This window comes from Nevskia soli DSM 19509, from assembly GCF_000711955.1.
In the GTDB taxonomy this organism is placed as follows: Bacteria; Pseudomonadota; Gammaproteobacteria; order Nevskiales; family Nevskiaceae; genus Nevskia; species Nevskia soli.
In genome coordinates this window covers 1-24929 of the sequence record NZ_JONR01000020.1, presented here as the reverse complement: position 1 = coordinate 24929, position 24929 = coordinate 1, and the positions used below count along the sequence as shown (strand labels likewise).

The window sequence follows — 24929 nt, the reverse complement described above, 5'->3', positions numbered from 1 at the left end:
GGTGGTCCCGGCCTGGCTGCACCGCATTGATGGTCTAGTTTAATCGGCTCCCGGGGTTCCTCACCGTCGGGTGCGCCAGCGGTACCAACGGGGCCGGTCGACGGCCCCCTGCAAAGGCACAATATGAATATGTTCGAGATCGTCGACAGCAAGGGCATGATCTGCGGCTTCCGCCTGCGCGCGGAGGCGGCTCCCGAGGCGATCCAGCTGGACGTCGACGCGGCGGACGCCGAGCGGGAGTGCGGCACGCCGCAGCAGCCGCTATGGCTGCATTTCAACCTGGTCGACACACGCGCCAGCCGCTGGATCGCCAACAGCGAACATATCCCGGAGGAGGCGCGCGAGCTGCTGCTGGACGTCGACCCGCGCATCCGCCTGGAGCCCTTGGGTGATGGCCTGGTCGGCGTACTGGGCGATCTGCACCACGACTTCGAGTCCGATCCGGAGGGCTTCGGCACGCTGCACCTGTATATCAGCGAGACGCTGGTGGTCAGCGGCCGCCGCCATCCGCTGGCCTCGTCCGACCGCTTGCGCCACGAGTTGCGCGGCGGCGAGACGGTAGGCTCCGCCATCCAGTGGCTGTCGCAACTGGTGCACAACCTGGCAGAGACTTTCGGCACCGCGGTGACCGATATCAACGAGGCCGTCGATGAGGCGGAGGACCGCATCCTGCAGGGCCGCGTCGCCGACGAGGGCAAGGAACTGGGACGGGTGCGCCGCCTGCTGGCGCGCCTGCGGCGGCAGCTCGGCGCCAACCGCCAGTCGCTGATCCACGCGCGCACACGACTGCCGGCCTGGGCCAAGGAAGCGGACGCGGGCCAGCTGCGCCTGGCGATCGAACGCCTCGACGCAGTAGCGCAGGACCTGGAGCTGGTGCAGGAACGCGCGCGCCTCCTTCAGGAAGAAATCGCCGGCCAGCTCGGCGAGGCAACCAACCGCAACCTCTACCTGCTGTCGATCGTCACCACCGTGATGTTGCCGATCACGCTGATCACCGGCGTGTTCGGCATGAATGTGGGCGGCCTGCCCTGGCTGCAGGACAGTGCCGGTTTCTGGAACGTGATGCTGCTGATGACGGGCGTAGCCGTGGCCACACTGGTGGTGCTGCACTGGCGCAAGCTTTTTTAGGGCCTGGCACCAATCGCGGGGGGCACCTCAGCGTTCGCCCTGCAGCGTCACCACCACCTCGCGGCGATGGCCGGAGGTACGGTGTTCCCACAAATAAATGCCTTGCCAGGTTCCAAGCGCGAGGCGTCCATCGCGGATCGGCACGGTCAGCTCGTAGCCCGCAAACAGGTTGCGCACATGCGCCGGCATATCGTCCGGACCTTCGGCATCGTGACGGAACAGCCGGTCGCCATCCGGCGCCAGACGCTGCGCGAAGCGTTCCAGATCGCGGTGGACCTCGGGATCGGCATTTTCGGCAAGGCACAGCGAAGCGCTGGTGTGGCGCAGGAACAGGTGGCACAGGCCGATGCGCAAGCCGGCGCGCGACAGCAGGTCTTCGACCTGCGCCGTCAGCTCAAGGAAGCCGCGGCCGCGGGTAGCGACGGCGATCGTGGTCTGCTGCCACGGGCTCATGCGTTCTCCAGCAAGGCGTGCAGGCTGGCGTGATCCAGCATCGGGAAAGGAATCGGCTCGGCCGGGTTCGAGGGCGGCGGCCGCAAGCCCAGCGCCCACCAGCCGACGTCGTGCCAGGCGCCATGCTTGTAGCCGACCTGGCGATAAATCCCGACCGGTGCGAAGCCCAGGGCTTCATGCAGGCCGACGCTGGCATCGTTGGGCAAGGCGATGCCGGCATAGGCGTTGACGTGGCCCAGGCGCCGCAGCACTTCGAACAGCGCCCGGTATAAACGGCGGCCGACGCCGCGCCGGTGTGCGTCCGCCGCGAGATAGACCGCCACGTCCACATCCCAGCGATAGGCGGCGCGGCTGCGGTGCTCGCCGGCATAGGCATAGCCGAGCACGCGGCCGCCCTGCTCCGCCACCAACCAGGGATAGCGCGCGCCGATGGCGGCAAGGCGGCGGCCCATTTCCCCTGGCGCCGGCGGCTCGACCTCAAACGAGACGATGGTGTCGCGCACATAGGGCGCGTAGATCGCCGCGATGGTCGCGGCATCACGCACCTGCGCTTCACGAATCCGGATCGTTCCGTACATAACTTTGCTCCGACCTCAAACCGGGGACACTGTTCCCGCGATGCAAAACCTGTCCCGGTGCGCAGACCGACTCCCTGGTTCACTGCCAGCCCGGCACAGCGTATAACTGCCTTCATACGACTATCGGCATCGGCCATGACGACATCCTGGAAGCATCACTTTTCCCGTTTTCTCGGCGCAGGGCAATGGCTGCATGCCGCGGCGCACAGCCATCACCCGTGGCCGGACGTGAGTTTCGAAGCGCAGCAGCAGGCCTGGCTCGACGCGGCGGAGCTGATCGACGGCAAATGGGATCTGGTTTACAGCGAGGTGTTGCCGCAGGCGCAGGCACATGTGGCGCGGCGGCTGAACCTGCCCTCGGCGCAGACGCTGTGCTTTGCCGGCAATACACACGAATTCCTGCTGCGCCTGCTGTCCTGCATCGAACGCCAGCCGGTGCGGGTGCTCAGCACCGATGGCGAATTCCACAGCTTCTCGCGGCAGCTGCGCCGCCTGGAACAGGCCGGTCTGGCGCAGATGGAGCGCGTCGCCACCGAGCCGTTCGACAGTTTCGGCGAACGCTTCGCCGCAGCCGCGGCGCGCGGCGGTCACGACCTGGTGTACTTCAGCCAGTGCTTCTTCAACAGCGGCTTCCTGGTGCAAGACCTGGCAGCGCTGGTACGGGAGGTGCGCGATGCGCAGACGCTGGTGGTGATCGATGGCTATCACGCCTTCATGGCGCTGCCGACCGATCTTTCCGATATCGCCGGCCGCGCCTTCTACCTTGCCGGCGGCTACAAGTACGCCATGTCGGGTGAGGGCTGCGTGTTCCTGCATTGCCCGCCGGGTTATGCCGAACGGCCGGTGAATACCGGCTGGTTCGCCGGCTTCGGCGCGCTCAGCAGCGGCGCCGACGAGATTCCCTACGCCTGCGACGGCCAGCGCTTCATGGGCGCCACCTACGATCCGACCGGCCTGTACCGCTTCAATGCGGTGATGAACTGGCTCGATGCGCACAAGCTGACGCCGGCGCTGATCCACGCGCACGTCGAAGCCTTGCAGGAGCGCTTTCTCGACGGGATCGCACGGCTGGGCCTGGATGCGCTGAAGGCGGAACGGCTGATGCCGCAACGCGGATTGCCGCGCGGCAACTTCCTCTGCTTCCGAAGTCCGCAGGCGGCGGATTGCCATGCGCGGTTACAGGCGCGGAACGTGATGGCAGATTATCGCGAGGACCGGCTACGGCTGGGGTTCGGGATTTACCACGATGCCAGCGATATCGATGAGCTGCTGCATCGCTGTATCGCAGCACTGGCCTGAAAAATATCGTAGGTCGGCTCAAGGCGCTTGCGCCAGGAGCCGACTGTGCCGAGACGACCGTCGGGTCCGCTACGCTTGACCCGACCTACGGTGACGGTCGTAGATCGCACCGCTTATTTGAACAGTCCGGGCCAAGGATGGCCCGGTGCTTTGACAGGATGTCAAAAGGGAATCCAGGTCTTCTTTTCGGTGTAGCTCAGGTAGCCGACGTTGGCGCCCGCGCGCAGGCCGACGCCGGTGCGGATCGGGGCCAGGGTGATGTTGTTGGCGCGCTGGTAGTTGAGGCCGACGCCGGCGACGATGTAGAGGCTGCCGTCCACGCCGGGGAAACGCTGGAACAGGTCGCGCGTCCAGTGCAGGTTGTAGACCAGGGTGAATACCTTGGAGGCGTTGCCGCCGAAATCCCAGCCGACCGACGGACCCTGCCAATAGACCTTCATCGAGCCGCCGCCCTTGTAATACAGCGTGCCCTCGCCGTAGCGCAGGCCGAGGATCACGGCGCCGGAGCCTTCTTGGCCGACGATGTAGGCATTGGGACGGCCGTTGTCGGAAAACACTTTTTCGATGGCCTTGGCCAGGCCTTCGGTGGTGCCGCCGAAGAAATTCTTCGCGGCGGCCATGGTTTCATCCTGGGTGTAGGTCTGCGGACCGATCTCGCCGTTCTGCGGCACCGGCTGGTTGGCCGGAGAATTGGTGCCGGCTGGAGGCGGGCTGGCGGGGGCGTCGCCCGGCTGCTCGCCGATGGTGGAGGTCGGCGGACTGGAACTGTCCTGCGCGCTGGCCTGCGGCAAAGCAGCCAGCAGGGCGGCGAAAGCCAAGGCCAAGCCGGCGGAGGCCACGCGGGCCTTCCGGTAGTTCTGATTCATCAATTTTGTCTCCGGGGTCGCCAAAAAGGCGCTTATGAGACCTTACAAAGGCCCCCGGGTTCAACCTGAGAGCCGCGCCAGGCGTGGCGGCCAGGCCAGCTGCGAGCCCCTTGCGGGTCTAAATGCGGGCAGCCCGCGGCGCTTCCAGCGGCAGGTGCAGGCGGCGGTAGATGAAGGCCAGCAGCCACAGCGGGCCGATCAGCAGGAACTGCAGGTCCTTGAAGAAGGACGGCTTGGCGCCTTCCACCCGGTGGCCGACGAACTGGCCGATCCAGGCCAGCACGAATACCGCGACCATCGCCGGCAGGTGCAGGCGGCCCAGCTGATGAAAGGAGGAATCGGCGACCCCGTAGAGCAGGGCCAGTACGCCGGCGGCGCCCAGCGCCAGCCGCCACGACAGGGCCAGGTAATAGGCCAGCGCCAGCAAGGCGCCGACGGAGGCGGCATTGAGCGTGTCGTTACCGCCCGGCACGGCGCGCAGCAGGCCGAGCAGGGAAAGCACGATCGGCGGAATGCAGATCCAGTGCAGGGTCTTGTTCAGCGGATTGAGATGGCTCAGCGAGTACTCGTCCAGCCATTGTGCGATCGGCTTCATGCCATCGGCTCCGAAGAATATGCGGCAGGCAAACCGGCACTCCGGGTTGCGCCGCGCAGTATGCTGGGGAATGATTGAGGGGGCGATAGTAAATCCGCCCCCGCGGCGACCCGGCAACTGGGCATTTTTTGCGGGCCGCCTGCAAGGTTTCGTCCCTCCTTCGGCGCGCACAGGGCCGTATGCAGGGGATTCATCAGCCAGGTCAATGCGTTGCGACGACGGACAGTGCAACTGAACGGGCGAATTCCCGGCCCCCGCCGTTATGGGCCACCAAGGGAATCGGCGCCGCCGCAACCGCTTCGAGGAGAGGCATGCAGGAATTGAAGCCGTCGAGTCCCGTCGATGTGGTCGATCGCTATATCGGCCGTCTCTACCGTTCCGCGCTGAGCGTGCCGCCGGAGGGCTTCCGCGCCTGGGCGCTGGACGAGCTGCGGCAAGTAGTGGAGTTCGACGGCGCGCTGTGGGGCAGCGGCTCGCTGCCGCGCTGGCAGTTCCACACCGTGGCGATGGTCGGCCTGCCGGAGGAGTTCCCCCGCGCGCTGGAGCAGACCCACGAGATCAACCCGATCGTGCCGCGCATCCTGGCCAACCTCGGCGCCCCGGTGGACATGCGCAGCGTCATGCCGGATGCGCGCTTCTTCCGCTCGGAGATCTACGAGCAGTGCTTCAAGCGCTTCGACATCAGCCGCATCCTCAGCACGCTGCACCTGGATCCGCGCAGCGGCCTGTATTCCCTCCTGACCCTGTACCGGAAGGATCGCAAGCAGGTGTTTTCCGAACAGGACCGGCAACGCCAGCAGCGCGCCACTTTCCACTTGTTCAACGCCGCTTCGCATGCCTTCTTCCTGCACCTGATGCGCACGCCCACCGACCGGCCGGCGGAAAGCGCGGCGGCGGCGATCGACCGCGAGGGCATGTTCCATGAGGCGCAGCCGCGCTTCCTGGAGATGTTGGAGAAATATTTCCCTGGACGCGCGCCGTACACCCTGCCCTTCGCGCTGCCGCCCAAGGGTGAGACCACCCTGGTCAACGGCCTGTGCATCCGCTGCGAGCCGCTGGCGGACTTCAACTATGTCTTCATCTGGCCGGCGGGCGCACTGGACCGGCTGACCCAGCGCGAGCGCGAGATCGTCTACGCCGTGGCCCATGGCCTCAGCTTCAAGCAGGCGGCACGGCGCATCGGCATCGCCCCTTCGACTGTCGCCAATCATCTCTACCGCATCTACCGCAAGCTGGGCGTGTGCAGCCGCAGCGAGCTGGCTGGCCTGGTCTACCCGACGGCGCCGTAAATAGGGGCGCTTACACCTCGACGGGGCAGGCCTTGGACGGCCCCGTAGCCGGCTGCCTGGAAACTTTGCTTTACACGCCGCTATGCTAGGCTTTCCGGCCATTCAGCCCGGCCCCGAAAGGCCCGAAACGCCCGCCCATGCGCAATCTCAGCCCGGAAGAACTCAAATCACTGCTCGACCAGGGCCGGATACGCCTGCTCGACGTGCGACAGGCGGAAGAGCTGGAAATCGCCCGTATCGACGGCGCGGTGCATATCCCCCTCAACGAGCTGCCCGCCCGGCTGGCGGAACTGGATCCGGCGCAGCCCATCGCCGCCCTCTGCCACCATGGCGTGCGCAGTGAAATGGCCGGCCGGATACTCGAACGCAACGGTTTTACCCATGTCGCGCATCTAAGTGGGGGAATCGATGCCTGGTCGCAGGCCATCGACCCCGCCATTCCGCGTTATTGAGGGGGTGGCCGGCTGATCGCCGGCCTGCCGACAAGGACGCTTATTTAAACAGTCCGGTCACGGATGACCGGTCGCTTGTACAGGGACGTACAAACAGAGGGATTCATGCGCCGACTCATTTTGGGGGCTTTGTCGTTTTCGGTTCCGGCCATGGCCGGGGCCAACGGCCTGCTCGATGCCTATCACCAGGCCCAGGAACAGGACCAGACTTTCCAGGCCGCCGTGCATCAGCGTGACGCCAGCATCGAAGCCAAGCCGCAGGCCTGGTCGGTGCTGTTGCCGCAGGTGGTGGCCCAGGGCGGGATCGAACGCGACCGCCAGCACGTCCTGTCGAGCAGTAGCAGCCAGATCGACAGCACCGGCGCGGCGCCGCAGAAGGACGTGCAGTGGTTCAGTTCGCGCAGCTACTCGCTCACGCTGAATCAGGTGATCTTCGACTGGTCGGCGTTCCAGACGGTGGCGCAGTCCGACAAGGAAGTGGCGCAAGCGCAGGCCACCTACCGCTCCGCCGAGCAGAGCCTGATCTCGCGCACTGCCGCTGCGTACTTCGCGGTGCTGAGCGCGCAGGATACGCTGCGCGCCGACCTCGACGCGCAGACCTCGTTCAAGCAGCAGCTGGAACAGGCGCAGAAGAAATTCGACGTCGGCCTGGCCGCCATCACGGATGTGCGCAACGCGCAAGCCTCTTACGACACCAGCACCGCCCTGGTCATCGCCGACCGCACCGCGATGGACAACGCCAAGCGCGCGCTGGGCCTGATCGTCGGCCAGCCGGTGGATGCCATCGCCGACCTGCAGCAGGATATCCCCCTGGTGGCGCCGAACCCGGCCATCCCGGCGGAGTGGAGCAAGTCCTCCAGCCAGGATAACCCGGACTTGATGACGGCCTTCTATGCCGCCGAGGTCGCGCGCAAGCAGGTGTCGATCTACCGCGGCAAGTACCTGCCCACGGTCGGCGCCACGGGCTCGCTCAACCGCTCCGACTCGCACTCCAAGTTCGGCAGCGACACGCTGGACGATGCCGTCTCGCTGACCCTGACCTGGAACATCTTCCAGGGCGGCCTGGTCACTTCGCAGGTGCGGCAGGCGGTGGCCAGCTACCAGCAGACGCAGGCGCAGTACGAGTTGCAGCGCCGCACGGTGGACCAGAACACCCGCAACGACTACGAAGGGGTGGTCAGCGGCATCGCCAGCGTCAAGGCCAACAAGCAGGCGGTGATTTCCAACCAGACCAGCCTGGAAGCGACGCAGGTGGGCTTGAAGGTCGGCACCCGCACCGAGATCGACGTATTGACCGCACGGCAGGCCCTGGCCGCCGCGCAGAAGAGCTACTACCAGTCGCGCTACAACTATCTCAACAGCCTGATCGCGCTGAAGCAGGATGCGGGGCGCCTGGGCGAAGACGACCTGGCGGAGATCGACCGGCTGGTGGTGGAAACAGCGACGCCGTCGCCGCCGATCTCGGCGGGCGAAGCCACCATCCCGGACACCATGCCGACAGCGCCGATCAAGCCGCCGACGCCCTGAGCGTGATCGCCCGGTCGCCACGCGACGGGGTTTGAGACGCGAAGCGGGCGTACCGCGCCGACTGTCACAGCGGATCTCACTCTCTGAGCTAAACTCCGGCAGGCCGATATAGACGGCTGCCGGGGGAGAAGGCTCATGGCGATGATGGGGCGCATCCTGTTGCTGTCGGGCCTTCTGGTGCTGGGGCAGGCCCATGCCGCGACGCAGCCGCAAGCCAACCTGCATGCACTCGACGCGGTGCCCCGCTTCGCCCTCGATGGCGCGGCCGTGGCCAAGGTCGTGGCGACGGCGGAGCAAGGCAAGAGCCGCCCGCTGCAGTTCGCGGTGACGATGGATCTGCCGCTGACCCTCTCTGACGGACGCTGGGAAACGCTGGACGCCGATACCTCGTCCTGGCGCCTGCGTGTCGGTTCGGCGGGCGCGCAGTCGCTGGGTTTCGAATTCTCCAGGTTCCGCATGCCCGCCGGCGGTGAGCTGCTGATCTACGACGCCCGGGGCCAACTGATGCAGGGCCCTTATACCGCCACCAGCGAGACCCCGGAGGGCCGGCTGTGGACCGCCATCGTGCCTGGCGCCGAAGCGGTCATCGAGGCGCGGGTGCCGACGGCCGCGCGCGACGCATTGCAACTCGAACTGGCCCGGGTCGGCCACGGCTTCCGCGATTTCTCCGCGGCGGCGGCGGGAATCGCGGAGCCCCGGGCCATTCCGGGCGGCGGCGCGGCAGCGTCCTGCGAGGTCAACATCGCGTGCCCGGCCGGCAACGACTGGGGCAACGAGGCACGCGCGGTGGCGACCTATACGGTGGGCAACCAGTTCATCTGCACGGGACAATTGGTCAACGACGTGCCGGGGGACAACACGCCGTTCTTCCTCACCGCCAATCACTGTGAGGTCGGCCAGACGCTGACCACCCCGGCCTCATCGGTTGTGGTGTATTGGAACTACCAGGCCAGCGGCTGCAGCGGCGGCGCCGGACCGCTCAACCACACCCAGAGCGGTGCCAAGCTGATTGCCGGGGACTCGGGCGCGGACTTCACCCTGATCCAGCTCAATCAGACCCCGGATCCGTCCTACAACGTCTGGTACGCCGGCTGGGACGTCACCGGCACCCCCGCCACGTCCGGCGCGGACATCCACCAGCCCGGCGGCGACGTCAAGAAGATCAGCCTGTTCAGCCGCCCCACCAGCAAGGTCACCGTGCAACTGCAAAACACCTTGCGCACGGTGCAGGCCTGGGACGTGGTGTGGTCCCTCGGCATCACCGAGGATGGCTCGTCCGGCTCCGGCCTCTACAACAGCAACCACCACCTGATCGGCGTGTTGTCCGGCGGCTCTTCGTCCTGCGCCAGCCCGGGCGGTGACGATGTATTCGGCCGGCTCGACGTGGCCTGGACCGCGCAGGCCCTCGCCAGCGGCCAGCTCAAGGCGCACCTGGATCCGAACAATACCGGCGCGAAGTGCGTGGCCGGGCGCAATCCGGGAGATAGCCCGGCATCAACCGATTGCAGCGTTGTCGGCGGTAGCGCCGCGACGCAGGGCACTGGCGGTGAAAGTGGAGGTGGCAGCGGCGGTGCCTGGCCGATTTCGCTGAGCCTGCTGCTGGCGCCGCTGGCGGCACTGCGCAGCCGGCGCCGCAAAAAGGCTTGAAACCTCGCACCGGGCTCAGCCGGCACGAGGCCCGGTCAAAACCTCAGGCCTTCGCCCGGCCCTGGTGCAAGCGACCCAGCCAGCGGTAGAGCGCGGCGACGGTCAGCGCAAAGGCCGCCAGGCCGATCCATTGCGCTGCGTTGGCGAAGCTGTCGCCCACCAGGGCCAGCGGCGTGTCCTTGCCGGACGCCACCACCACGCCGGCGAGGATCACGCCCAGCAGGCTTTCGCCGACAATCAGGCCGGAGGCGAGCAGTACGCCGAGCTGCTTGGCGCCTTCGGCATCAGACTCGCGCTCGGCGCGCTTGTCGTACCACCAGCCGACGACGGCGCCGACCACGATCATCAGGGTCACCACCAGCGGCAGGTACATGCCCAGACCCACCGCCAGGGGCGGCACCCGCAGCTTGCGGGTGGTGCGCCCGAGGATTTCGTCGACGAGGATGATGCCGACGCCGATGGCGACGCCGTATTCGATCAGGTTCCAGTCGAGCTGCCCCTCGATCACGCCCTTGGCCAGGGCCGAAATCAGGGCCGCCTGCGGTGCCGCCAGGGCGTTGACCGGATTGGCACCGGGCACGCCGGAAAAGCCGTAGGCGTGATTCAGCAGGTCCAGCACCGGCGGGATCACCGCGGCGCCGGCAACCACGCCGATGACCAGGGCCACCTGCTGTTTCCACGGCGTGGCATCGACCAGTTGCCCGGTCTTCAGATCCTGCAGGTTGTTGTTGGCGATGGTCGCCACGGCGAACACCACCGAGGTGATGAACAGGGCGAAGGCCACCAGGGCCGCGCCGCCGTTGCCGCCGAGCAGGGGCTTGATGCCGAACACCAGCAGCAGGGCCGCGCCGATCACCACCAGGATGCCGACGCCGGACAGGGGGCTGTTGGAGGAGCCGATCAGTCCCGCCATGTAGCCGCATACCGCGGACACCAGGAAGCTCATCAGCACCACGTAGATCAGGCCGCCCAGCACCAGCGACAGGACATGGTCGCCGAGCCCGCTTTCATTGGCGAAACGGGCCAGCAGCCAGGTGATGGGGGCCAGGCAGACCAGCGAGATCAGGCCGACCAGGCCGATGGGGATGTCCTGTTCGGTGCGCGGCAGGGTGGCGCCCTGGCCGGCCTTGCGCACCCGCGAAGCCGCCATGGCCGAGGCCAGGCCGCTGGCCACCGGCTTGACCAGCTTGAGCAGGGTCCAGATGGCGGAGATGCCGATGGTGCCGGCGCCGATGAAGCGCGCCTGGTGCTTCCAGGTGGCCAGCGCCACGTCCGCCGCCGCACCGGGATCCGGATGCAGCGCGGTCAGCCAGGGCATCAGCCCGGCCCAGGTGACCAGCGCGCCGACCAGCATGGCGATGCCGCAGGACAGGCCGACCAGGTGGCCCACCCCGAACAGGGCCAGAGACAGGCCGAAATCGTAACCACTGATTGAATTGCCGCCGCGGATGCGGAAGTAATCCACGAAGTCGCTGGCGAACACCTGGGTGGCGGTGATCAGGTAGAACACCGCCGACACGATCGAACCGACCACCACAGCCAGCAGGCCGTCCTTGCTGCCCTCCGCGCCGGCCTCACCCGAACCGGCGCCGACCTTGAGCACCTCGGCACAGGCCACGCCTTCCGGATAGGGCAGGTCGGAATTGGTCACCAGGGCGCGGCGCAGCGGGATCGAATACATCACGCCGAGGATGCCGCCGAGGGCGCAGATCCAGAACGATTCCCAGTAGGGGAAGCCGGTCCACCAGCCGATCATGATCAGGCCGGGCAGCACGAAGATGATGGAGGACAGGGTGCCGGCCGCCGAGGCGACGGTCTGTACGATGTTGTTCTCCTGGATGGTGACGCCCTTGAAGCCGCGCAGCACCGCCATGGAGATCACCGCCGCCGGAATGGAGGAGGCGAAGGTGAGGCCGGCCTTGAGGCCGAAAAACACGTTGGCGGCGGTGAACACCACCGTGATGATCGCTCCCAGGACGAGGCCGCGGAAGCTCAGTTCGGTACGCGGTTCCGCGCCGGGCGGTTTGGTTGCAGGCACCAGGTTGTCTCCAATGATGGTTTTATCGCGATATCGCCCGTACCTGTTTCTTGCCCCCGAGGCCGGGCTGCCGCCGTATGGTCCGAGTATAGCGGCGTGTACCGCGAAAGCCGTACCATGCCGGCACTCGCGACAGCTTCATGCTGCATCGCACATCCATTGAGGACACCCGCATGCGTCTTTCCCGGCTTGCCGCCGCCCCCACTTTAATATTGGCTTTGGCTTTGGCTTTGCCCATGATCACTATTGCCGCCACGCCGGCTCCCCGCCCCTTCAATTCGCACGACCTGGTGACGCTGGACCGCGTTTCCGATCCGCAGGTCTCGCCCGACGGCAAGACCCTGGTGTTCTCGGTCCGCGAAACCGACCTGGCCGCCAACAAGGGTGTGCGCAGCATCTGGCGGCTGTCGCTGCAGGGCAAGGACGCGCAACCCGAGCGCCTTACGGCCAAGGGCAGCAACGCCGATACGCCGCGCTGGTCGCCGGATGGCAAGGCCCTGTACTTTCTGTCCTCGCGTTCCGGCGGCACCCAGATCTGGCGCCTGGACGCCGGCATGGGCGAGGCCCGCCAGGTCACCAGCCTGCCGCTGGACGTGAACAATTTCATCATCGCGCCGGACGGCAAGCGCCTGGCGCTGTCGATCGACGTGTTCACCGATTGCGCCGATCTGGCCTGCACCAAGAAACGTCTGGACGACAAGGAAGCGAACAAGGCCACCGGCACGGTCTACAACCGCCTGTTCATCCGCCACTGGGATACCTGGGCCGACGGCCGCCGTTCGCAGCTGTTCATCGCCGACCTGGATGAAGAAGGCACGGTCAGCGCCGCGCCGCGCTGGATTACGCGCGACGCCAATGGGGGGATCGATGGTGACGTTCCTTCCAAGCCCTTCGGCGACGAGTCCGAGTATTGCTTCTCGCCGGACGGCAAGACGGTGTATTTCGGCGTGCGCATCGCCGGCAACAGCGAGCCCTGGTCGACGAACTTCGACATCTATTCCGTGCCAACCGCAGGCGGCAGTGCGCCCAAAAACCTGACCGCGGACAACCCGGCCTGGGACGCCAACCCGGCGGTCTCGAAGGACGGCAGCAAGCTCTATTACCTGGCGATGAAGCGCCCGACGTTCGAAGCCGACCGCTTCGGCATCATGGAACTGGACCTGGCCAGCGGCAAGAAGCGCGAAGTCGATCCGGAGTGGGATCGCTCCGCCGGGTCCATCCGCCTGTCCGAAGACGGCCACAGCATCTACGCCCTGGCCGACGACAATGGCGAGCACCCGCTGTTCAGCATCGACATCCGCAGCGGCAAGGTGAAGAAGCTGGTCGGCGAAGGCAATGTCAGCGCCTACACCGTCGCCGGCGACAGCATCTTTTTCTCGCGCGATACGCTGAAATCCCCGGCCGACCTGTTCCGCCTGAAAGGCGGCGGCAAGGCCACGCGCCTCACTGCGTTCAACACCGAAAAACTCAAGAACGTCGCCTTCGGCGATTACGAGTTCTTCCAGTTCAAGGGCTGGAACGACGATACCGTGCAGGGTTATGTGGTGAAGCCGGCCAACTATGTGCCGGGCAAGAAGTACCCGGTAGCCTTCCTGATTCACGGCGGCCCGCAGGGCTCCTGGCTCAACGACTTCCATTACCGCTGGAATCCGCAGACCTATGCCGGCGCCGGCTTCGCCGTCGTCACCATCGATTTCCACGGTTCCACCGGTTATGGCCAGGCGTTCACCGACGCCATCACCGGCCACTGGGGCGACCGCCCGCTGGAAGACCTGCAGAAGGGCTGGGCGGCGGCGCTGGCGAAGTATTCCTTCCTCGACGGCAACCACGCCTGCGCCCTCGGCGCCAGCTACGGCGGCTACATGATCAACTGGATCGCCGGCAACTGGAATACACCATGGAAGTGCCTGGTCAACCACGATGGCGTCTTCGACAACCGCGCCATGGCCTATTCTACCGAGGAGCTATGGTTCGACGAATGGGAGAACCAGGGCACGCAGTGGCAGAAGCCGGAAAACTACGAACGCTTCAACCCGATCAACCACGTCGCCGACTGGAAGGTGCCGATGCTGGTAGTCCATAGCGGCAACGACTTCCGCATTCCGCTGGAACAGGGCATCGCTGCCTTCACCGTGCTGCAGCGCCGCGGCATTCCCAGCCAGTTCCTGACCTTCCCGGAAGAGAGCCACTGGGTGCAGAAGCCGCAGAACAGCCTTCAGTGGCACGACACGGTGGAAGCGTGGATCAAGAAGTGGACGGCTGCGGAGTAAGCTCGGTGCCGTTACGTTTTTTAATCGCACCATAGCGTGCGGGTGAGCTTACGCGCGGGCCGTTACGGGCCCGCGCGTAAGGCACCTTGCGGACTCCCCTGAATCTCCCGGGCTTTCCCGGATCAGTTGAGCATCCCCATGCTCTTCTGCAAATCGATCTGCATGGCGTCACTGCTATAAAACGCGGCGGCACTTTCCAGTCCCAGCCTTTGCGCGGGCGCGAAATCATTCCATTCCGCGATCTCCGCTCCGATCTGTTCCAGGGGCCTGGACAACAGGCAGGCCACGGCAACGATATCGGCAAAATCCGGCGTATCGCCGCTTGCGCGGGACGGATCACCATAGGCTTCCGGTACGCCGGCGATGTCCTCCGGGAAACGCCAGTGGCGCAGAATCCTGCCGCCGACCTCGGCATGCCGGCTTTCGATCATGGCGAACAAGGCTGCCGCATCCACATGCCCGAGCTGCTCATCCTCCACCGCGGCGAGCAACGGCAAGGCGCCGATGAAATGCAGCAGGCCGGCGAGCAGGGCCTGCTCCGGGGCCAGGCCGGTGCAGTGCCGCGCCAGCACCTGGCTCACCGCGGCGACATCCTTGCTGCGGCGCGAGATGCGCTGCTGCAACTGCCGGGTGACCGGGGAGCGCGGCTCGAAGGCATGCTCCAGGGCCAAGGCGGTAACCAGGTCGCGCACGTAGTAGAAACCCAGCCGGGTGATCGCCTGCGGCAGGGTGCGCACTTCCATGCGGCCGCGCAGCAAGGGGCTGTTGGCGACGCGGATCAGGCGCGCCGTCAAGGCGGCGTCGCGCACCAGCTGCTGCGCCAGATCTTCGACGGTGGCATCGGGGTCCGCGGCGATGGCCCGCACCTGCGCCGTCACCTCCGGCAGCGAGGGCAATTTCAGCGCATTGAGCCGGAAGCCTTCGGCGACGGCATCGAGTGCTTTTCTTTCAAGCGTCTGTTGCTGTGACATGGTTCCCCTCCGATCGTGTGCGCCCCGTGCAGTTTCCGTGCCCGGGGCGCAACGCGATTGGGGAGCTTGCGGACCCTCAGCGGTGATAGGCGCTGGCGAAGCTCCAGATGATGCCGGTGGCATCCAGGTTCTGGGTGGTTTTGCCGGCCGTCTGGGTGATGCCGTTGGGCCAGGCGTGGCCGCCGTTGTAGACCGTGTACAGGCGCAGATCGTTGCCGGCGGTGCAGCCGGTGTAGTCGGTCAGCTGCACCGTGGTGCCGTCGCTGACCAGGGTCGGCAGCATGCTGGCCACGGTGCCGCCGCAATGCTGCAGGCCGACCCAGAAGGCCATGCTCGCGGCCGCCGAATCCACACCCAGCCTGCCGCCGTTGTAGGGCACGATGGGATCGTTGGTGCCCATGATGTAGAGCTTGGGGCGCTGCACCGCCGGCTTGCAGTAGGTGGGGGAATTGGCGATCACCGCCCCGGCGTCGATGCCGAAGGCCGCGATCTTGGTGGACAGCTCGCAGGCCAGACGTTCGCTCATGAAGGCGCCGTCGGAATAACCGGCGGCATAGACGCGGGTGGCGTCCGCGCCCTGCGTGACCAGGCTGTCGATGAGGGCGGAGATGAAGTTGGTATCGTCCGTGCCGCTGCGGCTGATATCGTCTTCCCATTGGCCGTTGACGGCCTGCGGCAGCACCACCCAGAAGTTCTGCGTGGCGACGAAATTGATGACCTTGGTCAGGTTGGCCATCTGCATCGGCGTGGTATTGATCGGATGCAGCAGGATCAGCAGCGGCGCCGCGGTGGCCGCGGCGACGGGGCGCATGAGAATGTAGGTGCGCGCCACGCCGTTGACGGTCAGCGTGGCGCTGAACGCCGTGGTGCCGGCGGCGACGGCGACGGCAGTGCCGTTGATCTGCGGGTAGGTGTAACTGAAATTGCCACTGGTGCTGAGCATGCCGTTGACCGGATTGACGGTTCCGGTAACAGCCGCGGCCTTGACCGCCGCTTCCGCTGAAGCCGACAGGATCAGCCCGAACACCAGCGCCGCTGCTGCTTGGTATATTTTCACTATACCCCTCCACATGATCAGGAACGTTCAACTACTTGACATGGGGTGAAGACTAGCCGGATATCCGTCCGACAAAGCAGCGCCGCAAGATGAACGGTGATTCAGGGGCGATGAACCGGTTGTTGCACTGCGATACCCAGCGCAATGACGCAGGAGGTCCTATGCTTGGAAAACTCACCATGACAACGGCAGATGAACGATCAGGTCAGTCAATTCCGTGATGATTACCGCCGCCGGCTGATTGGCCCGCGTTACAGCGGCATCGCGCATTTCTGCTTCACCAGCGGCGCCTGTCTTGCCGCCGTGGCTTTCTGCGCCAGCCGCCTGCACCAGGTGCAATGGTGGGAATGGCTGACGGTGCCGGTGACCTTCTTGTTCGCCAACCTGGTCGAGCACGCCGGCCATCGCGGACCGATGCATCATCCACGCCGGGGGCTGGGACTGATCTTCGAGCGGCATACCCGGCAGCATCACCGCTTCTTCACGCCGGAGCGGATGGAGTTCGAGAACGCGCGCGACTTCAAGGCGGTATTGTTCCCGCCGGTGCTGCTGCTGTTCTTCTTCGGCTGCTTCGCGGTACCGGTGGGCATACCGCTGGCGCTGCTGACCACGGCCAACATCGGCTGGCTGTTCGCCGCCACTTCGATCGGCTATTTCCTCAACTACGAGTGGCTGCATTTCGCCTATCACACGCCCGAGCAATCCTGGATCGCGCGCCTGCCCGGCGTCGCATGGCTGCGGCGGCACCACACGCTGCATCACGACCATACGCTGATGTCGCACTACAACTTCAACATCAGTTACCCGATCGCAGACTATCTGCGGGGGACGCTGTATCGGCCGCAGGCCAGTGGGGCGAAGGCCCCGGCAACAGACATGTAGGTTGGGCTGAGCACAGCGAAGCCCAACATTGTTTGAGCGGTGCCGAAGACGTTGGGCTTCGCTGTGCTCAGCCCAACCTACCGGCTAAGACTTGCGCAAGGCCACGGCCCACGTTGTGGCCCACTGGCTGACCGGATCGAACAGTTGCAACAGCTCGGCACCGCGCTTGCTGAGCTGATAGCCGTCCTCCCCGACCTCGACGATCAGTGCCTCGCGCAGTTCCACCAGCCGGGTGTTGAGCACCGAGGGCGAGATGCCGCAACGTGCCTGCAGGGCGCGGAACACCAGTGGCCCTTCGCGCAATTCCCAGATCACACGCAGGGCCCAGCGCCGCCCGAGCAGGTCGAGCAGCGCCATGATGGGGCGGCCGCTGCTGGAGCCGCGTACCGGACGATCGACGAGTGCCATGGTTGCGCTACGAATTCCGAAGCATTATGCTTCGATTATCGTAGCATAGGAAAAGCCCATGACCACGCCGCGCATTGCCCTGGTTGATCCGCCTTATCCCGAGCCGATGCAGCAGGATTTCGACCGCGTCATGCGCGGCCTGCCGCCGCTGAACATCTTCCGCACCGTGGCACATAACCCGCGTGTGTTGTCGCGGATGGTGGCCGGCGGCCTGCTCGACAAGGGCAGCATCAGCCTGCGCGAGCGGGAACTGGTGATCCTGCGTACCTGTGCCCGGTGCAAGGCCGAGTACGAATGGGGCGTACACGTCGCGGCCTACGGCGCCAAGGCACAATTCACACCGGAGCAAGTTGCCGCCACGGTGCTTGGCGATGCCGCCTCACCGCTGTGGAGCGCCGAAGAGCGGCTGCTGATCGGATTGTGCGACTCGCTGCAAGGCAAGCAGGACATCGATGACGCCCTGTGGTCGGAGCTGAGTGCCGCGTACAGCGAAGCGCAGCTGATCGAATTGCTGATGCTCGCCGGCTTCTACCAGATGGTGTCCTGCGTGGTGAACGCCACGCGCATCGAACACCAGGCAGGTACGCCGCGGTTTCCCACCACCAATTAAACCGGGCGGCGTCCGGGGCGCATGGGCGGTCTAGTCGTCGCGCCGGGCCAGTTGCAGATAGTCGGCCTTGCGCTCATGGCGAACAGCCACGGCCATATCGGTATCGACCTGCGCGCTTGCCTCCATCGACGGCTGCAGGACATCCGCCATGCTTTTCGCCGCGGTCATTGCCGCATAGAGCAGCAGGGCGATGGTGGCCCCGGCGATGATGGCGTCGCGCAGCTTCTTCATGAGGCCATTTCCGGCGCAGTGCGATGCCGCGGCGCGGCACACGCATTACGTCCATTCACCACGACCCATCCCGTTACGCGTTCCATGACTTCCCCCATACAATGCCAGTATCAACCCAGGCAGGGTTTGATGCCAGTGCAGCGGCAGGTATTGCCCCCGCGACCGGTACGAACCGACTCTATAAGGAGAAACGCGGGCGGACTGCGTTTTGCGTCACGCAGCGGCGCCGTTCATCGGGCGGAGTGTGACGGACTTCAAAAACGCGCCGGGTTTGCCGATCCGCCCTAGGAGCGGGCGCGCTCGATGATGCCGGTGGTGGAGTAACCGGCATAGAAATCGAGGATCACCACCTGGCCGCCGTTGGCGGTGACTTCGGCGTAGCCGGCCACCTGCTCCGGCTTGTAGTCGCCGCCCTTGACCAGCAGATCGGGCAGCACGCTTCCGACCAGGCGCTGCGGAGTGTCCTCGGCGAACGGCACCACCCAGTCGACGCATTTCAGCGCGGCCAGCATGCGCATGCGGTCGGCGACCTTGTTCAGCGGGCGGGTCGGACCTTTCAGGCGCTTGACCGAAGCATCGTCGTTGACCGCGACGATCAGCACGTCGCCGAGCTTGCGCGCGGCTTCCAGGTAGCGCACATGGCCGACATGCAGCAGGTCGAAGCAGCCGTTGGTCATCACCACGACCTGCCCTTGCGCGCGCGCCGCGGCGACGCGCTCCAGCAGTTCGTCCTCGACCAGCACGGCGCCGTCGTCCTCATGGGTACGGCTGATGGCCCGCGCCAGTTCGGCGGTGCTGACGGTGGCGGTGCCGAGCTTGCCGACGACGATGCCGGCGGCGAGGTTGGCGACACGCGCCGCATGGGCGAAATCGTGGCCGGCGGCGAGCGCCGCGCCGAAGGTGGCGATGACGGTATCGCCGGCGCCGGTGACGTCGAACACCTCGCGCGCCTCGGTCGGCAGGTGCAGGGGCTCGTGCCCCGGCACCAGCAGGGTCATGCCCTGCTCGCTGCGCGTCACCAGCAGGGCTTCCAGCCCCAACTCGTCGCGCAGCTTGCTGCCCTTGGCGACGATGGTCGCTTCATCCGGGCAAGGGCCGACCACGGCTTCCAGCTCGGTCAGGTTGGGCGTGATCAGGGTGGCGCCTTGGTACGCTCGCCAGTCGCTGCCCTTGGGGTCGACCAGCACGGCGCGGCCGGCTTCGCGCGCCAGCTTCACCAGCTCGGCCGCATCAGCCAGGGTGCCCTTGCCGTAGTCGGACAGGATCACCACCTGGGCATTGGCCAGGGCGATGCGGTAACGCAGCAGGTAGGCTTCGCGGTCGAAGGCCCCGATCTGCGACAGGGATTCCTCGAAGTCGAGCCGGATCAGCTGCTGGTTGCGCGACAGGATGCGCAGCTTGGTGATGGTGGGCCGGCCGATGGATTCCACGAAGTCCGGCTGCACCCGCTTCAGCTCCAGCGCCTCGCGCAGTTTCTGCGCGGTCTCGTCGCGGCCGACCACGCCGAGCAGGTGCGCATGGCCGCCCAGGGCGGCGATGTTGAGCGCCACGTTGGCGGCGCCGCCGGGACGGGTTTCATCCTTCTGGATGCGCACCACCGGCACCGGCGCCTCGGGCGAGATGCGCGAGGTGGGACCCTGCCAGTAGCGGTCGAGCATGACGTCGCCCGCCACCAGCAGGTGCGCGCGATCGAACTCGGGAATGGCCGTCTGCATCAGTCGCGGATTCCGGTTCGGCGGTTCAGGCGGCGGTCTTTTTCTGCGCAGCGGATTCGTTGACCAGGCTCAGCCACTCGGGGTACTCGGCGCGCTCGCCCTTGACCTGTGCCGCGTATGCCTTCTGCAGCTTTTCGGTAACCGGGCCGCGCTTGCCGCCGCCGATGCAGCGGTTGTCGGCTTCGCGGATCGGCATCACTTCGGCGGCGGTGCCGGTGAAGAAGGCTTCGTCCGAGATATACAACTCGTCGCGGGTCAGGCGCCGCTCGTAGACCTTGATGCCGGCATCCTCGGCCAGCTGCATCACGGTGCGGCGGGTGATGCCGTCGAGGGCGGAGGTGACGTCCGGGGTATGCAGCGCGCCATCCTGCACCAGGAAGATGTTCTCGGCCGAGCCCTCGGCGATGAAGCCGTGCGGGTCGAGCATTACCGCCTCGTCGTAGCCGTCGCGCAGGGCTTCGTTCAGCGCCAGCATCGAGTTGAGGTAGTTGGCGTTGGCCTTGGCGCGGCACAGCGCGGCATTGACGTGGTGACGCGAGTAGGAGCTGGTCTTGACGCGGATGCCGCGCTCGACGTTGTCGGCGCCGAGATAGGCCCCCCAGGTCCAGGCGGCGATGATCAGGTGCACCTTGAGGTTGTCGGCGCGCAGACCCATGCCCTCGGAGCCGTAGAAAACCATCGGCCGGATGTAGGCTTCCTTCAGCTTGTTGGCCCGCAGCACTTCCAGCGTGGCTTCATTGACCTGCTCCGGCGTGAAGGGAATCTTCATGCCGAGGATCTTGGCCGAGTTGAACAGGCGCCGGGTGTGTTCTTCCAGGCGGAAAACGGCGGTGCCCTTGGGCGTGGCGTAGGCGCGAACGCCTTCGAAGACGCCGGCGCCGTAATGCAGCGTATAGGTCAGGACGTGGGTGGTGGCATCACGCCAGGGAACCAGTTCGCCGTCATACCAGATGAAACCATCACGGTCGGCCATCGTCGTCATCGCTGAAATCCTCAAAACGGAAAATAAAGGCCGCGTAGGGGCGGCCGTGCGCATTATAGGGGAACCGGATGCATGAAGCCGCGTTCCAAGGCCCCGACAAGCACTTCCAGGACCGTTCCGGCGCATTCGTGCCGCGACGGCATTCTTCAAATCAATCAGGCACTTCCAATGACAGATCCCGGCATGATCGCGATCACCGAAACGCTCCAGGGCTACTACGCCGGCCCACCGCAGGCCAGCGCCGCGCCCGGCATCGTGGTGCTGATGGAGGCTTTCGGACTGACACCGCACATCCGCCGCGTCTGCGACCGCTTCGCCGCCGCCGGCTTCGCCGCGCTGGCGCCGGACATTTATTACGGCAAGCAGTTTTCGTATGACAAGCTGGAGGAGGCCATGGGTACCCTCAAGGCCCTGCGCGATGACCAGGTGATGGCGGAAATCGGCGCCAGCTTCGACTGCCTGGGCCGGCAGCCCGGCGTGACGCCGGCGCGGCTCGGCGTGGTCGGCTTCTGCATGGGCGGCCGCCTCGCCTTCCTCGCCGCCTGCCGGCACGCGGCGCGCGTTCGCGCCAGCGTCGCCTACTACGGCGGCGCCATCTTTCCGGAGGGCGAGAAGGACCGCTTCGGCCGCACCGCGCCGATCGGCGAGGCCGCTGCGCTGGCGGCGCCGCTGCTGCTGATCTACGGCGGCAAGGATGGGGGCATTACGCCGGCGGAACACGGGCGCATCGCGCAGCGGCTGGGCGAGCTCGACAAGCGTTACAGCCTCAGCCTGCATCCCGGCGCCGGCCATGGCTTCTGCTGCGAGGACCGTGCGAGCTATGCGCCGAAAGCGACGGAAGATGCCCACGCCGAGGCAATCGATTTCCTGAAACGCGCATTCGCCGCCTGAGCGGCCGTGTCGGCCCTGCCGAAGCCACCCTACGCCGGCTTCAGCAGGGCCGCAAACACCTGCGCCGGCGTGATCTGCCGCAGGCAGTTCAGATGGCCCAGCGGGCAGATGCGCTGGAAGCAGGGGCTGCAATCCAGGTCCAGGTAGAGCACCTGCGCAGCCTTTGACAGCGGCGGCGTCATCTTCGGCGAGGAACTGCCGTAGATCGCCACCAGGCGCGTACCTACCGCGGCGGCGACATGCATCAGGCCCGAGTCGTTGCTCACCGCCGCTCCGGCGGCGGCAAGCAGATCGACCACGTCGGCCAGCTGGGTGCGGCCGCTGAGATCGTGGATGTCCGCGCGCCCCTGCGCGATGGCGGCGCCCAGCTCCTTTTCCTTGGCCGAACCCAGCACCCAGACCTGGTGACCGGCGGCAACCAGCCGGCCCGACAGCTCGGCGAAATATTCCGGCGGCCAGCGCTTGGCGGGACCGTACTCGGCGCCCGGCATCAGGGCCACTGCCGGCTTGTGCGGATCCAGCCCGAACTGCTGCCGCAGCGCTTCGATGCGTTGTGGCTCGGCGCGCAGCCGCGGCTGCGGAATGGACGGCGCCTGCGTCACCGCGCCCTCTTCCGCCAGGGCCAGGAACTGCTGCACGGTGGTGGGCAGGATGGTTTTGTCCAGCGTGCGCAGGTCGTTGAGCAGGCCGTAGCGGAACTCGCGGCGATAGCCGGTGCGGCGCGGAATGCGCGCGAAATACGGCGTCAGCGCCGACTTCCACGAGCCGGGCAGGACGATGGCCTGCGCGTACTTCTTGCCGCGCAGGCTGTGTCCGATACGGCGACGCTCGCCGAAGCCGAAATCGCCATGCCCCAGCGGCAGTTCGATGCCGGCGCGCACTTCCGGCATCCGCGCCAGGATCGGCAGCGACCAGCCGGGGGCGAGCACATCGATGGCCGCTTGCGGATGAAGCGCGCGCAGGCGCATGAACAAGGCCTGCGCCATCACCATGTCGCCGACCCAGGATGGGCCGACGACCAGGATGTCCTGACTCATGCGTTGGTCCGAATCGGCGGGAACGGATGCGCGACGCGCGGCGGCGCAAGCTCCTTCGCCGCCGCATCCAGGCGCCGCATCAATGCGCTGATTTCGCCACTGCGCAGCTTCTCCAGCAGCTGTGCGCGCCCTGCGCGCATCTGCTCCTGCACCCGCCGCGCCAGCGCCGACAGCCCGGCACGTTCGTCGCCGCGCTGTCGCGCCACCGGACCGAATTCGGCCGCATCATCACCCAGCGCCTGCCGGATCAGGGCACGATAGCGCGCCGCACCGGCGTCCGCCGCGGCTTCGCCGAGACTTGCGCCGAGCACTTCGGCATCGTGCATCTCCCCAAGCAGATCCTGCAGGCCGCCGAGCCGGCGGACCAGCTCCTTGCCATCCGGCAAGGCCGCCGCCACCGGCTCCAGCAGATAACGCGCGCGCTTCACCAGCAGGCGCGCGGCATGCACAGGCGCCATCTGTTCCGCGTCCTCCCCGATCGCCGCGAAGCTGCCGTCGATCTCGGCGACCAGGGGCCTGAGCCGTTCGCCGCTCACCTGCGCGAAACTGACGGGCGTGGCTTCGCTGGGCATGGTCAGGGCGGCGCGCAACAGTGCGCCGAGCGCGGCGAACTCCAGCGGCACCGCCGCGCGGATCGCGGCATAGCCCTGCCGCTGCCGGTCTTCAAGCCGGCGCCGCAACCACTGATAGCCACTGCGCTGGTTCGGCCGCAATGCAGCGCGCTGCAGATCCAGCCAGCCCAGCTGCACTTCGCTGTCGCGCGCCGGGCCGGTGCTTTGCACCAGCTCCCGCAAGCGCTTGCGCAGCTTCTTGGGCAGGGCGTCCGCGACCCAGTCGCGATGAGCGCGTTCGATGGAACGGAAGCGGCGCAGGGCGACACGGAAGTCATGCAGCGCATCCGGGTCTTCACCGATCGCCAGCCGATGCCCGGCCGCTTCGGCATTCTTCAACTGCCGCAGCAGCAGCTTGCGCGCGGCGCGTTCCGGCGCGAGCAGATGCAGCGGCGTATCGGCGTCTAGTCCTGGTGTAGCCAATCCAGGTATCTCTTCACGCCCTGCTCCACCGTCAGGAACGGCCGGTCATACCCGGCGGCGCGCAGCTTGGCATGGTCCGCCTCGGTATAGGACTGGTAGCGGCCGACCAGGGCTTCCGGGAACGGCACGTACTTGAGCTTGCCCTTGCCGTGCCAGGCGATGACGGCCCTGGCGATGTCGTTGAAGGGCTGGGCACGGCCGGTGCCGCAGTTGAAGATGCCGGACTTGCCGGGGTGTTCCCAGAACCACAGGTTCATGGCCACGGCGTCGTCGACGTGGATGAAGTCGCGGCGCTGCTCGCCGGGGCCGTAGCCGTCGCTGCCCTCGAACAGGCGGCACTCGCCTTCCTTTTCGATCTGGTTGTTGAAATGGAACGCGGTGCTGGCCATGCCGCCCTTGTGCTGTTCGCGCGGGCCGTAGACGTTGAAGTAGCGCAGTCCCACCACCTGCGGCCGCGCGGACTTGACGCTGCGCTTGGCCACGGCATTGCCGCGGGTCTTCTTCGGCGCCGGCGCATCGTAGCCGAGACGGCGCACGTACTGGTCCATCAGGAACTTGGAGTAGGCGTACATGTTAAGCGGCTTCTCGCAGGCGCGGTCTTCGCGGAAGCCCTGCTTGCCCATGCCGTAGACCGAGGCCGAGGAGGCGTAGAAGAACGGCACGCGCTTGCCCTGGCACCAGTGCAGCAGGGTCTTGGTGTAGCGGTAGTTCACGTCCATCATGAAGCGGCCGTTCCACTCGGTGGTGGCGGAGCAGGCGCCCTGGTGGAAGATCGCCTCGATCTTGGGCAGCTCGCCGCGCTCGACCCGGCCGAGGAACTCGTCCTTGTCCATGTAGTCGGCGATCTCGGCTTCGGCCAGATTGCGGAATTTGGTGCCGTCCTGCAGATCGTCCACCGCGATGATGTCGGTGGCGCCCTTGCCATTCAGGCCCAATATCAAGTTCGCGCCGATGAAGCCGGCGGCGCCA

The 24929-nt window shown here is 66.4% G+C and carries 24 protein-coding genes; 10 read left to right on the top strand and 14 right to left on the bottom strand.

Annotation, left to right across the window (positions count from 1 at the left end; translation table 11 throughout):
• Positions 1-123: 123 nt before the first annotated feature.
• Positions 124-1128 (top strand): CorA family divalent cation transporter, encoded by a 1005-nt coding sequence (locus BP26_RS0111570; protein ID WP_051748873.1) that lies wholly within the window; start codon positions 124-126, stop codon positions 1126-1128.
• 27 nt (positions 1129-1155) lie between these two features.
• On the opposite strand, the gene BP26_RS0111565 is transcribed toward BP26_RS0111570, so the two are convergent.
• Both BP26_RS0111565 and BP26_RS0111560 read right to left on the bottom strand, forming a co-directional pair.
• Positions 1156-1581 carry a secondary thiamine-phosphate synthase enzyme YjbQ gene (locus tag BP26_RS0111565; RefSeq protein WP_029920740.1) on the bottom strand — a complete coding sequence of 142 codons (426 nt, stop codon included), beginning with the start codon at positions 1579-1581 and terminating at the stop codon, positions 1156-1158.
• The gene (locus BP26_RS0111560; RefSeq protein ID WP_036516676.1) at positions 1578-2159 is read right to left on the bottom strand and encodes an arsinothricin resistance N-acetyltransferase ArsN1 family B; all 582 of its coding nucleotides are present in this window, start codon (positions 2157-2159) and stop codon (positions 1578-1580) included. The genes BP26_RS0111565 and BP26_RS0111560 overlap by 4 nt, the downstream gene beginning before the upstream one ends.
• Positions 2160-2294: 135 nt before the next feature.
• Here BP26_RS0111560 and BP26_RS0111555 point away from each other — a divergent pair, with 135 nt between their 5' ends.
• The gene (locus BP26_RS0111555) at positions 2295-3458 is read left to right on the top strand and encodes an aminotransferase class V-fold PLP-dependent enzyme (RefSeq protein WP_029920738.1); all 1164 of its coding nucleotides are present in this window, start codon (positions 2295-2297) and stop codon (positions 3456-3458) included.
• A 161-nt stretch (positions 3459-3619) separates the two neighbouring features.
• Here BP26_RS0111555 and BP26_RS0111550 read toward each other — a convergent pair whose 3' ends face one another.
• Entirely contained in the window at positions 3620-4324 is a 705-nt protein-coding gene (locus BP26_RS0111550) for a DUF1134 domain-containing protein (RefSeq protein WP_051748872.1), read from the bottom strand.
• 118 nt (positions 4325-4442) lie between these two features.
• On the bottom strand, positions 4443-4919 hold the full coding sequence (locus tag BP26_RS0111545; RefSeq protein WP_029920736.1) for an Mpo1 family 2-hydroxy fatty acid dioxygenase: 477 nt from the start codon (positions 4917-4919) through the stop codon (positions 4443-4445).
• A gap of 311 nt (positions 4920-5230) precedes the next feature.
• Between BP26_RS0111545 and BP26_RS0111540 the strand changes: the two genes are divergently transcribed.
• The 4 genes from BP26_RS0111540 (at position 5231) to BP26_RS0111525 (ending at position 9834) form a co-directional block, all read left to right on the top strand.
• Positions 5231-6208, top strand: a complete 978-nt coding sequence (locus BP26_RS0111540) for a helix-turn-helix transcriptional regulator (protein ID WP_029920735.1) — start codon at positions 5231-5233, stop codon at positions 6206-6208.
• A gap of 137 nt (positions 6209-6345) precedes the next feature.
• On the top strand, positions 6346-6660 hold the full coding sequence (locus BP26_RS28535; protein WP_084183023.1) for a rhodanese-like domain-containing protein: 315 nt from the start codon (positions 6346-6348) through the stop codon (positions 6658-6660).
• Positions 6661-6765: 105 nt separating this feature from the next.
• Positions 6766-8187, top strand: a complete 1422-nt coding sequence (locus tag BP26_RS0111530; protein WP_169740693.1) for a TolC family outer membrane protein — start codon at positions 6766-6768, stop codon at positions 8185-8187.
• Between the two features lie 135 nt (positions 8188-8322).
• On the top strand, positions 8323-9834 hold the full coding sequence (locus BP26_RS0111525) for a trypsin-like serine peptidase (RefSeq protein WP_029920732.1): 1512 nt from the start codon (positions 8323-8325) through the stop codon (positions 9832-9834).
• Positions 9835-9877: 43 nt separating this feature from the next.
• Here the strand turns inward: BP26_RS0111525 and BP26_RS0111520 are convergent, their stop codons facing one another.
• Positions 9878-11872, bottom strand: a complete 1995-nt coding sequence (locus tag BP26_RS0111520) for an OPT family oligopeptide transporter (RefSeq protein WP_029920731.1) — start codon at positions 11870-11872, stop codon at positions 9878-9880.
• A gap of 236 nt (positions 11873-12108) precedes the next feature.
• Between BP26_RS0111520 and BP26_RS0111515 the strand changes: the two genes are divergently transcribed.
• Positions 12109-14142, top strand: coding sequence for a S9 family peptidase (locus tag BP26_RS0111515; RefSeq protein WP_051748871.1), 2034 nt, complete (start codon positions 12109-12111; stop codon positions 14140-14142).
• 122 nt (positions 14143-14264) lie between these two features.
• Here the strand turns inward: BP26_RS0111515 and BP26_RS0111510 are convergent, their stop codons facing one another.
• Together BP26_RS0111510 and BP26_RS0111505 are read right to left on the bottom strand one after the other, a co-directional pair.
• On the bottom strand, positions 14265-15113 hold the full coding sequence (locus BP26_RS0111510; protein WP_051748870.1) for an HDOD domain-containing protein: 849 nt from the start codon (positions 15111-15113) through the stop codon (positions 14265-14267).
• A gap of 76 nt (positions 15114-15189) precedes the next feature.
• A complete protein-coding gene (locus tag BP26_RS0111505; RefSeq protein ID WP_169740692.1) occupies positions 15190-16170 on the bottom strand; it encodes a CE1 family esterase in 981 nt (326 codons plus the stop codon).
• A gap of 192 nt (positions 16171-16362) precedes the next feature.
• Here BP26_RS0111505 and BP26_RS0111500 point away from each other — a divergent pair, with 192 nt between their 5' ends.
• Entirely contained in the window at positions 16363-17052 is a 690-nt protein-coding gene (locus BP26_RS0111500; RefSeq protein ID WP_029920727.1) for a hypothetical protein, read from the top strand.
• Between the two features lie 84 nt (positions 17053-17136).
• Here BP26_RS0111500 and BP26_RS0111495 read toward each other — a convergent pair whose 3' ends face one another.
• Positions 17137-17460 (bottom strand): winged helix-turn-helix transcriptional regulator, encoded by a 324-nt coding sequence (locus BP26_RS0111495; RefSeq protein ID WP_029920726.1) that lies wholly within the window; start codon positions 17458-17460, stop codon positions 17137-17139.
• A gap of 58 nt (positions 17461-17518) precedes the next feature.
• On the opposite strand from BP26_RS0111495, the gene BP26_RS0111490 reads away from it, so the two are divergent.
• Positions 17519-18070, top strand: coding sequence for a carboxymuconolactone decarboxylase family protein (locus BP26_RS0111490; RefSeq protein ID WP_029920725.1), 552 nt, complete (start codon positions 17519-17521; stop codon positions 18068-18070).
• Positions 18071-18100: 30 nt separating this feature from the next.
• On the opposite strand, the gene BP26_RS0111485 is transcribed toward BP26_RS0111490, so the two are convergent.
• The 3 genes from BP26_RS0111485 to BP26_RS0111475 form a co-directional block, all read right to left on the bottom strand.
• Positions 18101-18301, bottom strand: coding sequence for a hypothetical protein (locus BP26_RS0111485; protein WP_029920724.1), 201 nt, complete (start codon positions 18299-18301; stop codon positions 18101-18103).
• A gap of 284 nt (positions 18302-18585) precedes the next feature.
• Positions 18586-20016: a bifunctional D-glycero-beta-D-manno-heptose-7-phosphate kinase/D-glycero-beta-D-manno-heptose 1-phosphate adenylyltransferase HldE gene (gene hldE, locus BP26_RS0111480; protein WP_029920723.1), complete on the bottom strand. Its 1431-nt coding sequence runs from the start codon at positions 20014-20016 to the stop codon at positions 18586-18588.
• A 25-nt stretch (positions 20017-20041) separates the two neighbouring features.
• Positions 20042-20998 carry a branched-chain amino acid transaminase gene (locus BP26_RS0111475; protein WP_051748868.1) on the bottom strand — a complete coding sequence of 319 codons (957 nt, stop codon included), beginning with the start codon at positions 20996-20998 and terminating at the stop codon, positions 20042-20044.
• Between the two features lie 183 nt (positions 20999-21181).
• Between BP26_RS0111475 and BP26_RS0111470 the strand changes: the two genes are divergently transcribed.
• Complete coding sequence (locus BP26_RS0111470) at positions 21182-21889, top strand: dienelactone hydrolase family protein (RefSeq protein WP_051748867.1); 708 nt, start codon at positions 21182-21184, stop codon at positions 21887-21889.
• A gap of 29 nt (positions 21890-21918) precedes the next feature.
• Here the strand turns inward: BP26_RS0111470 and waaF are convergent, their stop codons facing one another.
• The 3 genes from waaF to rfaD all read right to left on the bottom strand — a co-directional run.
• Positions 21919-22926, bottom strand: coding sequence for a lipopolysaccharide heptosyltransferase II (waaF, locus tag BP26_RS0111465; protein ID WP_029920720.1), 1008 nt, complete (start codon positions 22924-22926; stop codon positions 21919-21921).
• Positions 22923-23960: a CHAD domain-containing protein gene (locus BP26_RS0111460; protein WP_051748866.1), complete on the bottom strand. Its 1038-nt coding sequence runs from the start codon at positions 23958-23960 to the stop codon at positions 22923-22925. The genes waaF and BP26_RS0111460 overlap by 4 nt, the downstream gene beginning before the upstream one ends.
• Positions 23942-24929 (bottom strand): ADP-glyceromanno-heptose 6-epimerase (gene rfaD / locus BP26_RS0111455; protein ID WP_157572488.1); only part of this gene is annotated, 988 nt, incomplete at its 5' end. The genes rfaD and BP26_RS0111460, both read right to left, overlap by 19 nt.